The organism is Bradyrhizobium guangdongense (assembly GCF_006483445.1).
GTDB classification, from domain to species: domain Bacteria; phylum Pseudomonadota; class Alphaproteobacteria; order Rhizobiales; family Xanthobacteraceae; genus Bradyrhizobium; species Bradyrhizobium guangdongense_A.
In genome coordinates this window covers 1-13,430 of the sequence record NZ_PPPT01000005.1, presented here as the reverse complement: position 1 = coordinate 13,430, position 13,430 = coordinate 1, and the positions used below count along the sequence as shown (strand labels likewise).

Below are 13,430 nucleotides of genomic sequence, written 5' to 3'. Positions count from 1 at the left end.
AACCCACCCTACGAAGCGCTTACTTCACTCGAACCAATACCCTCTTCGCCCCAAAACCTTCTACACTCATCACCGACCGCACCCGCCCACCGCGAGGAGACCGCCCCGTGACAATGCTCGTCGAGCGCCTCGACTTGCCTGCCGCATCGTCAAGCGCGCGCAGCCAGCGCGAGACCGAAACCGTGGAGTTCGCGCAGGCAGCCCTTGCGGCCGCCAAGCGGGAGGGCCTGCAACTGGCCGTACGGGCGCGCTATGTCGCGCTCGCCATCATCGCGGTGCTGCTGCCGGCCATCAACCCGGCATGGGAGCAGCTCTACTACGTGGCGCTGCTCGGCCTGTTTGCGCTGATCGGCTGGGCCCAGGTCAGAGTTGGACGGGTCGGCGTGTCGCGCGCGGAACTGGCGCTTTTGTTCTGCGACCTGGCCCTGCTCACACTGATCACCGTCGTCCCGAATCCGTTCGGCGCCGCGCACTGGCCGGTCGCGATGCAGTACCACTTTGGCAATTTCATCTACTTCTTCGTGCTGCTCGCGGGCGCGACGCTCGCCTATTCCTGGCGCACCGTGGTTGCGATGGGAACATGGACCGCCGTGCTCTGGATGATCGGCATGGCCTGGGTGTGGTGGCAGCCCGATCGCGATCCCGCCCTGACCGCCCGCATCGCGGACGCCATCGGCAGCGATCACCGGCTGTTCGCGCTACTCTCGCCGAACGCGGTCGGATTCGGTCTTCGCATCCAGGAAATCGTCGTCTTCATGATCGTTGCCGTAACGCTGGCGCTCGCGGTTCGCCGCAGCAACGATCTCTTGATCCGCCACGCCGCGGTGGAACGGGAACGCGGCAATCTCGCGCGCTACTTCTCGCCCAACGTCGTCACCGAATTGTCGAAGCACGATGAGCCACTGAAGCAAGTCCGCACGCAGGACGTCGCGGTGCTGTTCGTCGACATCGTCGGCTTCACGGCCTTTGCCGATGCGCGCACGCCGGAGGAGGTGGTGCGGACCTTGCGCGAATTCCACGGCCTGATGGAGCATGAAGTTTTCCGTCACGAGGGCACGCTCGACAAATATCTCGGCGACGGATTGATGGCGACGTTCGGCACGCCGTTTGCCGGCCCGCGCGACGCCAGCAACGCGCTGCGCTGTGCCCAGGCCATGATCGCGGCGGCGGAGCGGTGGAACGCGCAGCGACAGGCGTCCGGCGAGCCGCCGATGCGCGTCGGCTTCGGCCTGCATTACGGGCCGGTGGTGCTCGGCGACATCGGACACACCTGTCTCGAGTTCGCCGTGATCGGCGCGACCGTCAACGCTGCGAGCCGTCTCGAGGCGATGACGCGCCCGCTCGATTGCGCATTGGTGGCCAGCAACGATCTCGTCAGCCGCGCCAAGGCCGAGCTCGGTGGAGCAGCCGAAACATTTCAACCACTGACCGCCCGGGACCCGCAGCCCGTCCGCGGGCTCGAGCGGCCGATCGCGATCTGGACCCAGGCGCGCGCAGTGTAGGACATCTACGGCTACACACCGCCCAAACAAAAAGCCCGGCCATTCGGCCGGGCTTTTGATTTCTTGCCTCGACGGACCGCTCAGGCGGCTTCGTCGGCGACCGTGGTGTCGTCGCCATCCGTATCGTCGGCCTCGCCCTCGGCATCGGCCTCGCCTTCCGCTCCGGCTTCCGCCTTGGCGTTGCGGCGCGGGCTCTTGGCGAGCTGGGCTTCGATCTCCTTGACCGCTTCGGTCTCGGTCGAGTGCTGCACGACCGCGATCTCGCGGGACAGGCGATCGAGCGCCGCTTCGTAGAGCTGGCGTTCACTGTAGGACTGCTCGGGCTGCGACTCGGAGCGATAGAGGTCGCGCACGACTTCCGCGATCGCGACGATGTCGCCCGAGTTGATCTTTGCTTCGTACTCCTGCGCGCGGCGCGACCACATGGTGCGCTTGACGCGGGCACGGCCCTTCAGGGTCTCCAGCGCCTTCTTCACCAGGGTCGGCTCGGACAGCTTGCGCATGCCGACATTGGCGACCTTGGCGGTCGGAACGCGCAGCGTCATCTTGTCCTTGATGAAGTTGATGACGAAGAGTTCCAGCTTGGCACCGGCAATCTCCTGCTCCTCGATGGCCAGGATCTGGCCGACGCCGTGAGCGGGATAGACCACGAATTCATTGGCCTTGAACCCCTGGCGCTGAGTCACGACCTTCTTCTCCTCGACCTTCGGCGCGGCGGCAGCCGGCTTCACGGCGGGCTTGGCAGCGGCGACGGGCGCCTTCACAGCCGGAGCCTTGGCAACCGGGGCCTTGGCGGCGGGAGCGGCAACGGGGGCTTTCGGGGCAGGCTTCACAGCAGCCTTCGGCGCGGCCGGCTTGGCCGCAGCAGGCTTAGAAACGGTCGCCTTCGCGGCCGGTTTGGCAGTCTTATTAGGCATTGCGCTTCTTTTGTTCTTCGAGGACTTTGCGGCCGTAGCCTTGGTCGCGGCACGGCCCTTGGATGCGCTACGGCTCGCCGCGGCGGCTTTTTTGGCTTCCTTATGGGAAGCCTTGGCAGAAGTACTCTTTTTACGCGTTTTCTGTGACACAGCCTGCGCGCGGAAACTGCCACGCCCCTGTTCGACATTTGGTTTCACGGGAACCCAGAGGGGCCAACGGGGCTGACGGGGTTCGGCTTAATGTGCCCAATATAACACATTTCCCGCAAAAATCAATGATTTAGGGGTCTTCCGCCTTGGTTTTCGGCGGTTTCGGCGCGATTAGGGTTAAGTTTGGGCGCGGATCAGTCCCCAGAGCCGGGGTTCGGAGAAAAATATTTCTCGAACTTGCCTTCCATCCCGTCGAATTCCTTGGCGTCGTCGGGTGATTCTTTCTTCTGGGTGATGTTCGGCCAGCTCTTGGCGTACTGGGTATTCACTTCCAGCCACTTTTCGAGCCCGGGCTCGGTGTCCGGCTTGATGGCGTCGGCGGGGCATTCCGGCTCGCACACGCCGCAGTCGATGCACTCGTCCGGATGGATGACCAGCATGTTCTCGCCCTCGTAGAAACAGTCGACGGGGCAAACCTCGACGCAGTCGGTGTACTTGCACTTGATGCAGGCTTCAGTGACGACGTAAGTCATCCAACGCTCCGAAAAGCTCTTCTAGAAAGTCGCGGCTTGCCTAGCGCGGATAGACCAGCGCCGCAAGATCGGGAACGACCCATCATGGCTGGTTTCCGCGTTTGGACGGCCAAGAAATGAATGCAACGGGCAATTAATTACGATTGCCGCTGTTGCAACTCCTCATACAGCACGCGCGCCGCATCAGCATCGCCGCGCCGCTCGGCGAATGCGATCACCTTCATCACGCGGACGGTACGATCGAGCGCGATGGTCAGGACGTCGCCGATCTTGATCGCATGTCCTGGCGAGGTCTCGCGCACGCCGTTGATGCGGACATGGCCACGCTCGACGAGCTCGGCCGCCGACGTGCGCGCCTTCACCACCCGCGCATGCCACAGCCATTTGTCGAGGCGCTGGCGCTCGGTCGTGGGCTACTCCTTGCGCCCCGCGAGCTGCTCTTTCAGCGCGGCGAGTTTTGCGAAGGGCGAGTTCGGATCGATGGGACGATCGCGCTCGCGCGGATTGGCGCTCGAGGCGTAGGGACGCAGCGACGGACCGCCCTCGCGGTCGCGCCGGTCACGGCCCTTGTCGCGATCGCGGCCACGATTGTCGCGAACCTTGTCGCGATCGCCACCGCCGCCGAACTTACCCTTGTTGCGATCGCGGTCCTGGTTGCGATCCTTGCCTTCGAAGCGGCGGTTCTTGTCGTCGCCGCGCGGCTCTCTGCGCTCGCCGCCTTCACCGCCCTGCTCGCGGCCCTTGCGAAAGTCCTTGCGCGGTCCGCCGTGACGATGACGCTCATGGCGTTTCTCGCCATCTGCCGCCGGTGTCGCCTCGCCGCCTTCCGCGGGAGCAGCACCCGCCTGCGCACTCTCTTGCGGACGCGGCTGATGACGATGGCGCTGATGCTGGTGACGGTTGCGATCGTGACGCGGCTTGCGATCCTCGTGACGGCCGCCGGGACGCCAGACTTCGACGAGCTGCGGCTCGGCGGGTGCTTCTGACGCAGCGGTTTCAGTGCTTGCGGCCTCGACGGGCGCAGCCGCATCTGGTGATGCAGCGGCTTCCGTGGCCGCGGTGATCGCAGCCGAATCTTCGGCAGAGGCTTCAACAGGCGCAGGCTCTTCAGCCGGCGGCGCGATGCCGGGGGCATCCTCGGGAGTAACGGGCGTTTCAGGCGTAGCTTCGAGCGCGGGCGCCGCGTGCGGCTCCGCGTCCTGCTCCATGCCCGGCGCGTCTTCGACGGTGACGGGCTCGGCGGCCGCTTCGATTCCCGTATCCGTCGCGGGCGTCTCGGCAGCAGCGGCTTCAGCAACAGCCTCGCCTTCGGCGGGCGCAGCAGCCGGCGTCTCCGCGACAACAGGCTTCGGCGGCAGCGGGGCGCGCTTCTCCATGCGATAACCGAGCGCGCGCAGGATCGAGGCAAAATCTTCGCCGGCCGATCCCGTGAGCGAGGTCATCGCCTGCGTCACCACGAAGCTGCGGCCGTCGAACGCACCGGCGGGCTTTTCGCCGGGCGAGGTCTCGCGCCAGGCGAGCGCCGGACGGATCAGATCGGCGAGGCGCTCCAGAATGTCGACGCGCACCGCGCGTTCGCCGGCCTGCTTGTAGCCGAGCACGCGATAGGCATCGCGCGGCAGCGTCTTGTCGACGGGGAACGAGGTGCGGCCCGAGCTCGCGAGGTGCTGCGCGCCCGACAGTGCCGAGAGATCGACATTGTCCTGCTTCAGCGCCCACAGCAGTGCGGCGAGCGCACGCGCGGCGGGCTTGAGCAGCTGCGGGAAGTAGAGGTGGTAGGCGCCGAACCGCACGCCGTATTTCCGCAAGGTGGCACGCGAGGCCTGGTCGAGATCCTTCAGCTCGTTGGCGATCTTCTGCCGCTCGAGCACGCCGAGCGCTTCGACGAGCTGATAGGCGATGCCGCGCGCGATGCCGGTGACGTCCTCGGCCTTGGAGAGCTCGAACATCGGCCCGAGCAGCTTTTCGATATGCGTTTTAAGCCAGAGGTCGAGCCGCGCCTGCACTTTTTCGCGCGGGCTGCCCGTCAACCGCTCGTCCGAGATGATGCGGACGCGCGGCGTCAGCGCCTCGTCTGCGGCAGAAAGGCGCGCCACGGCGTCGCCGGTCCAGCGGATGGTGCCGTCGGAGGTGAGCACGAACTGCTCGTCGGGCGCTGCGCCCAGTTTTTCGGCACGCGCATTGATCTCGCCGGCGAGCACCGCTTGAGCGGCAGCCTGCAAGGCTTTCGCATCCGAGCCTGCTTCCGCGGCATCTGGCGCAAAGGTAAATCCATCAAGACGGCCGATGACGTGGCCTTCGACGATGACTTCGCCGGTCTTGCCGATTTCAGTATTCAAGCTCGTGTTCTCCCGCAGGCGGCGCATCAATACACTGGTACGACGATCAACGAAACGCTCTGTAAGCCGTTCATGGAGCGCATCCGATAATTTATTTTCCAGCTCCCGCGTAATCCCCTGCCAGTGTTCGGGGTCGGCGAGCCAATCGGGGCGGTTCGCCACGAAGGTCCAGGTGCGGATCTGCGCGATCCGGCCCGACAGCGTGTCGATGTCGCCATCGGTGCGGTCGGCCTGGTTCACCTGGGCGCCGAACCAGGCATCGGGAATGCGGCCCTTTTGCATCAAAAAGCCGTACAGCGTGGTGACGAGCTCGGCGTGGGCCGCCGGCGACAGCTTTCGGTAATCGGGGACCTGGCAGGCCTCCCAGAGACGTTCCACGGCCGCCTTGCCATGCGCCATGTCGCGCACCTCGCCGTCGCGGGCGGCGTGGTCGAGCACGCGCATGTCCTCGGCGATCGGCGCGCGCGTCAGCGCCTCGTGGCCGGGGGCAAGGTTGAGCGAGACCTGGAGCGCGCCGAGCGAGGCGAAATCAAGTTTCGAATTCCGCCATTGCAGCACCTTCACGCTGTCGAAGGTGTGGTTCTGCAGCGCATTGACGAGCTCGGGCTCGAACGGCGCGCAGCGGCCCGTTGTGCCGAACGTTCCATTCCGCGTGGCGCGGCCGGCGCGGCCGGCGATCTGCGCGAACTCGGACGGTGTGAGCCTGCGGAACTGATAGCCGTCGAACTTGCGGTCGGAGGCAAAGGCGACGTGGTCGACGTCGAGATTGAGCCCCATGCCGACGGCGTCTGTCGCGACGAGATAATCGACGTCGCCGTTCTGGAACATCGCCACTTGTGCATTTCGTGTGCGCGGCGAGAGCGAGCCGAGCACGACGGCCGCGCCGCCATGCTGGCGGCGGATCAATTCGGCAATGGCGTAGACTTCGTCAGCCGAGAACGCGACGATCGCGGTGCGCCGCGGCTGCCGCGTGATCTTGCGATCGCCCGCGAATTCAAGGGTCGACAGGCGCGGGCGCGTGATGATGGAGGCGCCCGGCAACAGCCGCTCGACGATCGGGCGCATCGTGGCGGCACCCAGGAGCAGCGTCTCGTCGCGGCCGCGGCGGTTGAGGATGCGGTCGGTGAAGACGTGGCCGCGCTCCAAATCAGACGCGATCTGCACCTCGTCCACGGCGAGGAACGACAGATCGAGATCGCGCGGCATCGCCTCGACGGTCGAGACCCAGTAGCGCGGGTTTTTCGGCTTGATCTTCTCTTCGCCGGTGACGAGCGCCACCGCCTCGCTGCCCACGCGATCGGCGATCTTGTTGTAGACCTCGCGCGCGAGCAGGCGCAGCGGCAGCCCGATCATGCCCGACGAATGCGCCAGCATGCGCTCGATGGCGAGATGGGTCTTGCCGGTGTTGGTCGGCCCGAGCACCGCAGTGACGCCGGAACCGGGCGCGCGCTCGGAATGCACGCGCTCGGAGGCAGAGGAAAAGGAAGAGAAGGCCATTTGCGCCTGTAGCTAGTTCTTCTTGGGGCGGATTGTCAGTGCTGTTTTTTGCAGGGGCCCGGAGCTTCACCTCGCCCCGCTTGCGGGGAGAGGTCGGCGCGAAGCGCCGGGTGAGGGGGAGCCTCCGCGGGTCCAGCTCTCACCGAATATGCGGCAGCAGCCCCTCACCCCAACCCTCTCCCCGTAAGAACGGGGAGAGGGGGAAGGGAGACCGCCCCAAATCCCGCGCAACTGTTTCAATTTGCGACGCTTTCTTCTCTGCGCTTAAGCTTCGGAACGACTCTAGAACGAATCGCGGCCGAATCGCTGACTCCCCTTCGCTTCCCGTTACGTTCACGCAACATGTCGCGGGAGCCGTCCCAGGCGCGCACTAGATGGAGTTTTGGCTGATGGCACAAGCGGTGATTTCGGGGCGAAATCCTTAAAGTTGGGGAGGGCTTGGAGTCGAATCAGAATCGGGTGGGAGTCAAATGGATTCGGCTGGAGGGGGTGGGGCGGCATTTGGGGGTGAAAACAACCCCATGCACAGTAGGAGGGGTGTTGGATTCGTTGGGGTTTTCCGGAACGCATATAGCCCGGAAGAGTGCAGCGACATGCGGAAAGTGGCTGCTAGGCCCCGGATATCGCTTCGCTCATCCGGGCTACGGGAGCGAGACGATTATTGCGTCTTCGCGACGCGGGGCGGCTGGGGGGCGGTGATGAAGCTGGTGGCTTCCAGCATCGCGGGGCCGAGCGGCGTCGGGATCTTGACCCAGAAGGGCACCAGCACGCGCGTGCCCGCCACGGGCGCGAACGCGATCTCGATATTGCGCTGGGTGGCGAGGTACTTGATCACGGGGCGATCGGGGATGTAGCCGGCGATCGGCGAGAAATAGAGCGCGCAGACCACGACGGGGCCGTGATAGCCCTTTTCGGCCTTCACGTTCTCCATGCGCTTGAAATCGAGCTTGAGGTCGTAGCGCATGCGGCCGTCGAACACGGCCGCACCGGTGCGGCAGGAGTCCGGCGACAGCACCTCGCCGGTGCCGGGCACGCGCAGCAGCGAGGCCGTCATCGGATCCCAGACGCCGCGGCGATGCGCCTCGGTGACGGGAATGCGCTCGGCATCGACCGGCGGCTCCGGCACGATGCCAAATTCCTTCACATTGCCCTTGTCGATGACGATGTGGATCTCCTCGGTCTTCTTCGAGGTAGTCGTGGAGGCCTGGTAGCCGGTCGCCACCAGCGCGCCGTTGACGACGCGCCCCTGCGAGGCACCCGTGCCGGACCCGCCCGCAAACGACTTCAGCAGCCCCGTGGTGCCGCCCGAGGCCGCCGCCGAAAACACGTCGTCGCCGATATCGATATTCCAGCCGCCACGCCCGACGGGGATGCCCGACAGCGTCGCCTCATACTGCGCCTCGAGCTTGCCCTGGGCGGCCGCCGGCACAATCCCCCATCCAGCCCCGAGCCCGCACAGGGCCAACAGGGCCAGCCGGCGCAGAGGGCGCCGCCGGGGATATCGGGTGTCAGGCAGGGTCACGTTCAGTCGCAATCCAAGGGGTGCGCTAGATGATTGTTACTTAAGCCAAATACAGCGGCAGACAATGAGCCGGGACGCAATTGCACAAAGGGGCTGTGGTTCAGGGCCATTTTTCGGGAACCGGATGCGTTTTCGGACCGGAATACGCCGTTTATGTGATGGTTTTTGCGCTCTCTCCGCCCGCTCCGCTGCCCCTTCCCCCTCGCCCCGCTTGCGGGGCCGAGACGAGCTGCGCTCGCTCTGAGAGGGTCGGGGTGAGGGGGAGCCTCCCCGGGGACGGTGAGAGTTGGACTCGCGGAGGCTCCCCCTCACCCGGATCGCTGCGGACGATGCTTCGCATCGCTCGGCGCGCTCCGGCCTCTCCCCCAAGCGGGGCGAGGCGAAGAAGCCGGCCAAAAACCCCTGAATTTGCTGCTCGAGTTTCCGGGTTCGGGCGTGCCGCCCGCCCCGGAACTACGGGCCGAAACCGGCCCTTCGCCTTGACTACCCGCCCCTTCCCCCCTATACGTCCGCCGCTCCCACAAGGACACAGATTTAGCACCCCCGTGGCGCCCCGATGGCCGCCGCAATCCTATGGGGGAAGGACAAGGATTTTCGAGATGTCTCGCCGCTGCGAACTGACGGCCAAGGGCCCCCTCGTCGGCCACAAGGTCAGCCACTCCAACATCAAGACCAAGCGCCGCTTCCTGCCGAACCTCGTCAACGTGACGTTCATCTCGGAAGCGCTCGGCCGCAACGTGCGCCTGCGCGTCTCCACCAACGCGGTGAAGAGCGTCGACCACAATGGCGGCCTCGATGCTTATCTGCTTAAAGCGCCCGCCGACGCCCTGTCGCCGCGCGCGCTGGAATTGAAGCGCGCCGTCCAGAAGAAGGTCGGCCCGACGCCGCGGCCTGAGAAGAAGGCGAGCTAAGAGTTTTCAAGAGCTGGGCCGGGGGCACGCGTAAGCGTCGCGTGGCGTAGGCTTAAGAGTATCAGAGTTTGCGTGACGGCCGGGTCGGAAGACCTGGCCGTTTTTGTTTGCGGCGCACAATGACGCGTGCTTCGAAGGTCGCAAGGCCCTCTACTGGACGTTGCAGATACTCGGGCTTAGGATTCTGCCGCTGAGGGGGAGACGTGCCGCAGCTTCAATTGATAAGAGTGACCGACGTCACTCGACCAAACACAACCACTGACATCATTTTTGTTCATGGCTTGGGCGGCACTGGAAAAGAGACGTGGACCGCCGGGCCCAATGCTTTTTGGCCACTTTGGATATTTGAAGACCTAACCTCAGTGGACGTCTGGTCACTCGAATATCCAGCTTCAATATTTGGCAGCGCTAACGGATCACTCGTTATTAGCGATCAAGCCAAACAAATCTTAGACCTTCTCTCCTCACATGGAATCGGAACACGCCCAGTTGTCTTTGTAGTGCATAGCCTCGGCGGATTGCTGATCAAGCAAATGCTGCGAACCGCCGTAGAACTACACAAGCCAGCTTGGAAGCTCATCGCAACTAACACGCGCGGCGTACTCTTTCTCGCGACCCCGCACGCGGGATCAGCGATCGCTACTATCGCCTCAAAATTCCCATTAGTATCGCAAGCCACCGGTCAAATTGCAGCGAACGACCCCAATCTGCTTGCTCTTCGAGATTGGTATCGTGAGAACGCTACGTCATTGGGCCTAAAGACCCACGCCTACTGCGAGACAAAGCCTTACAAGGGCATTCTCTTCGTCGACAAGGCGAGTTCTGATCCAGGCGTTCTGGGATGCATTACCGTCGAGTGCGACGGTGATCATGTAAGCATCTGCAAGCCAACGACGCGGCAATCGCCGATATATCTCGGAGCACGCAGTTTCATTAGCGATTTGATCGGACTGCAACCGAAATCATTCTCGAACGTTCCACCTGGAACTCCTCCCTACGCCGTATCGCAAGAGCTCACCCAAGATGACGTCTACGACGCGCTCGCAAGTGAATTTGAGAATTACACCAAATCCAAAGATGACCCTCGCCTTGATCTCGCAGAGAAATTGAAACTAGGCGGGAGAGCCCATGAGATTCCTCGGGCACTACGCCTTAAGGAGGAGTTTGCTAAAGCGTTCACGCGGAACCAACTACAATCCTCTGCGACACAAAGATACATCAAATTGCTTGCCGAGGTTGATGCGCGGTTCAATTCAGACGTCTATCCCGCCATTGTAGACGGAGCTTCTATCCCGAAAACCGCAGCTCTAATTAAAACGCACATAAGTGATCCGATCATTGAAGCTCACAAGAGCGACCCACTTGTAAATCACGTCGTCCTCGATCGAATGATCTACTACCTGACCGGACTCTGCCACATTCGGTGGACGCCATGACGCAAGCAACACCTATTCGTCTTTGGCATCCTTCGTTTGACGCATATCATTGCACTTTTCGCTTCTTGCGCCTGCTATCTTTCGAAAAGAACAGAAACCTTTCGGTCGAGACGCTGAACATTTTAGATTTCTACCTATTGTATCCATTCTTGTTACATAGAGCATCGATGCCGCAGGAAATTAGGCGTGTTTTTCGATCCCTGCATATCGAGCGTCCTACCGACCAATTCGTCCAACTTCCAAGTGAAAAGAGTCTCTTCCGAGATATCGCGGTCTTTCAGAAAGTAGCGGGCACCAACTTGGTAGCGAAGGGCCTACTATCACGGGAACAATACCTCTCCGGAACAGCCTGCCTTCAGATTGATGAAATGCCCGATTCGTTGCACGCAACCTTGCGGGAAACCAACTCGCGCGAGGGGGCTTTCATGAGTTTTCTTGTCGATGAGTTCGGCACTATCGAATTGGAGGGATCACGGGGTTTGCGCGCGCTCACAGGTCTCGTGCGGAGACAACCATGAGCGAAGTCCAGCAGGTCCAATTCAACCCTCGACTATCGCTGATACGCCTAGTGGTGTTTCGTAGGGGAAGGACGGTCTACGACCAGAAGTTTCACCGCGGCGTCAACATCATCCGCGGAACGAATGGGTCCGGAAAATCCACCGTAATGGACTTCATCTTCCACATCCTTGGAGGGGAAGTTCTCGGACCAACGATCCAAGAATGGAAAGAGTATGCCGCACTTTGCGACACTGTTGTCGCCGAAGTGGCGCTAAATGACGCGGTCGTAACCCTTAGGCGCGAGATCTCTCCGGAGCGATCTAGGCCGCTACACATCTTCTTCGGCTCAATAGAAGCTGCCGCGAGATCCGTTGCGGAGGGCTGGAAAATCTTCCCGTACGCTAGACAGGGAGCTAAAGAATCTTTCTCGCAAATCCTCTTTAAAGCCCTCGACATGCCGGAAGCATCCACAACGGAGGGCAGCAACATAACGATGCATCAAATCCTTCGGCTGCTGTATTCCGACCAAATGACGCCAGTGCAGCGCATCTTCCGTTTTGAGAACTTTGATCCTCCAATCCTTAAACAGGCGGTCGGAGACTTCTTATGTGGCGTCGCTGAATTCAACCTGTACGAAAAGCAGGTCGAACTACGTGGCCTGCAGAATAGATTCAACGAAATAGATGCAGAATTGAAGAGCATCTTCTCGCTGATCGGCGGCGATCTAGATACGCCACTAGCAAGAGAAGCGACGGAGAAAGAACTCGATGCTCTTACGAACGAGCGAAACGAACAGTATGTGGCGCTTGAACAGATAGCCAAGTCTGATTTTGGGAGCACAGACAGCACAAAATCTCGTGAAGCTGAACGCAGGAAGGCCCTTGAAGAAGTCGGTGCACTATCCGGAAGGATACAGTCGCTAGAACTCGAGACTTCAACGCTGGACTTTGAAATCTCCGACAGCCGGAATTTCATTCGCCATCTCGAAAAGATGCTGGTTGATATCAACCAAGCGACCCTCACGTACGAACAACTGGGTGGAATTCATTTCAAATATTGCCCAGCTTGCTTTTCTCCAACCGTCGAGGACGCCGATCATTCGATTGAGTGCCATCTTTGCAAAACACCCCTTCAAGACTCCGATCGAGCCACTCGAAGCTTAGCCGTAAAGATCGACCTTCAAATGCAACTTCGAGAATCCATACAATTGCAAGAGCAGCGAGAAGAGGCCCTTGCTTCAAACGAAAAACAGCTTCGTTCGCTTCGGCGAGAATACTCGGCGAAGACAGCTACCTATGACGCCCTATCGAAGGCCCCCATTAGCTCTCGCGACAATGCGATCGCAAACATCAATCGCCGCATCGGATACATCGATTCCAGGATCGAAACAATTGGTCAGCGACTCGAGCTAGTCGCTCGAGTGACCGAGATGTCCAGTGAGAAGCAACGCTTGAATGAACGCATCACGATACTCAAGGATGAAATAGGAGCAATCATCGCCACTCAAGACAAACGCAAGAGGACTGCCTATACGCTCATTGCAACAAGCGTAGTCAACCTTCTGCACAGTGACACTGGTGACCAAGATGCCTTTGTTGACGCAACTAGCTTCAATTTTTCATTCGGCAACGATGCAATGTCCGTCGACGGAAAGTCGAATTTTGCAGCTAGCAGCTTGGTCATCCTCAAGAACAGCTTTCATCTCGGCTTGCTTATCGCATCCCTTCGCGATAGCCAATTTCTACTTCCGAGATTCATGATGTTTGACAACATAGAGGACAAAGGAATGGTTCCGCAGCGAAGCTGGAACTTCCAACGAATGATTTGTGCAGCCAGCAATTCTTCGCCAGTTGACCATCAGATCATACTGACAACATCGATGCTCGATCCAGCGTTGGAGGATTCGCCCTATCTCGTCGGACCCGCCTACTCGCAGCAAAATAGAACGCTCCAAATACAATCACCGGCTACCTAACCGGAGTGGTTGCAGTGCTGCGCGAAGCGCGTAGCCCGGCACCACGGAGGCAGCCGTTTATGCCGTCAGCAACCGCTGCCCGCGTCTGCAATCGCATATGCCGATCACTTTCTTTCGGGACGCTTGCACCTCAAGCTCGTCATGCCCGGG

At 61.3% G+C, this 13,430-nt stretch carries 9 protein-coding genes and 1 pseudogene; 5 read left to right on the top strand and 5 right to left on the bottom strand.

Going from position 1 to position 13,430, the window contains the following annotated elements:
* Window positions 1-113 precede the first annotated feature (113 nt).
* Window positions 114-1,502, top strand: a complete 1,389-nt coding sequence (locus C2U70_RS00545) for an adenylate/guanylate cyclase domain-containing protein (RefSeq protein ID WP_246666629.1) — start codon at window positions 114-116, stop codon at window positions 1,500-1,502.
* A gap of 80 nt (window positions 1,503-1,582) precedes the next feature.
* Here C2U70_RS00545 and C2U70_RS00540 read toward each other — a convergent pair whose 3' ends face one another.
* The 5 genes and pseudogenes from C2U70_RS00540 to C2U70_RS00515 form a co-directional block, all read right to left on the bottom strand.
* Complete coding sequence (locus C2U70_RS00540) at window positions 1,583-2,419, bottom strand: CarD family transcriptional regulator (protein ID WP_186293977.1); 837 nt, start codon at window positions 2,417-2,419, stop codon at window positions 1,583-1,585.
* A 344-nt stretch (window positions 2,420-2,763) separates the two neighbouring features.
* Window positions 2,764-3,102, bottom strand: a complete 339-nt coding sequence (fdxA, locus tag C2U70_RS00535; protein ID WP_140975910.1) for a ferredoxin FdxA — start codon at window positions 3,100-3,102, stop codon at window positions 2,764-2,766.
* A 137-nt stretch (window positions 3,103-3,239) separates the two neighbouring features.
* A pseudogene (locus C2U70_RS00530) lies at window positions 3,240-3,506 on the bottom strand (RNA-binding S4 domain-containing protein); the annotation flags it as partial.
* 9 nt (window positions 3,507-3,515) lie between these two features.
* Window positions 3,516-6,938, bottom strand: coding sequence for a helicase-related protein (locus C2U70_RS00525; RefSeq protein ID WP_140975908.1), 3,423 nt, complete (start codon window positions 6,936-6,938; stop codon window positions 3,516-3,518).
* 658 nt (window positions 6,939-7,596) lie between these two features.
* Window positions 7,597-8,406 carry a DUF3108 domain-containing protein gene (locus tag C2U70_RS00515; RefSeq protein ID WP_433960654.1) on the bottom strand — a complete coding sequence of 270 codons (810 nt, stop codon included), beginning with the start codon at window positions 8,404-8,406 and terminating at the stop codon, window positions 7,597-7,599.
* A 653-nt stretch (window positions 8,407-9,059) separates the two neighbouring features.
* Between C2U70_RS00515 and rpmB the strand changes: the two genes are divergently transcribed.
* From rpmB to C2U70_RS00495, 4 genes are all read left to right on the top strand, one after another.
* Complete coding sequence (rpmB, locus tag C2U70_RS00505) at window positions 9,060-9,371, top strand: 50S ribosomal protein L28 (protein WP_140975904.1); 312 nt, start codon at window positions 9,060-9,062, stop codon at window positions 9,369-9,371.
* 203 nt (window positions 9,372-9,574) lie between these two features.
* Window positions 9,575-10,807, top strand: a complete 1,233-nt coding sequence (locus tag C2U70_RS00500; RefSeq protein ID WP_140975903.1) for an ABC-three component system protein — start codon at window positions 9,575-9,577, stop codon at window positions 10,805-10,807.
* Entirely contained in the window at window positions 10,804-11,325 is a 522-nt protein-coding gene (locus C2U70_RS33850; RefSeq protein WP_433960652.1) for an ABC-three component system middle component 5, read from the top strand. Before C2U70_RS00500 ends, C2U70_RS33850 begins: the two co-directional genes overlap by 4 nt.
* The gene (locus tag C2U70_RS00495) at window positions 11,322-13,280 is read left to right on the top strand and encodes an ATP-binding protein (RefSeq protein WP_140975902.1); all 1,959 of its coding nucleotides are present in this window, start codon (window positions 11,322-11,324) and stop codon (window positions 13,278-13,280) included. Before C2U70_RS33850 ends, C2U70_RS00495 begins: the two co-directional genes overlap by 4 nt.
* The last annotated feature ends 150 nt before the right edge of the window (window positions 13,281-13,430 follow it).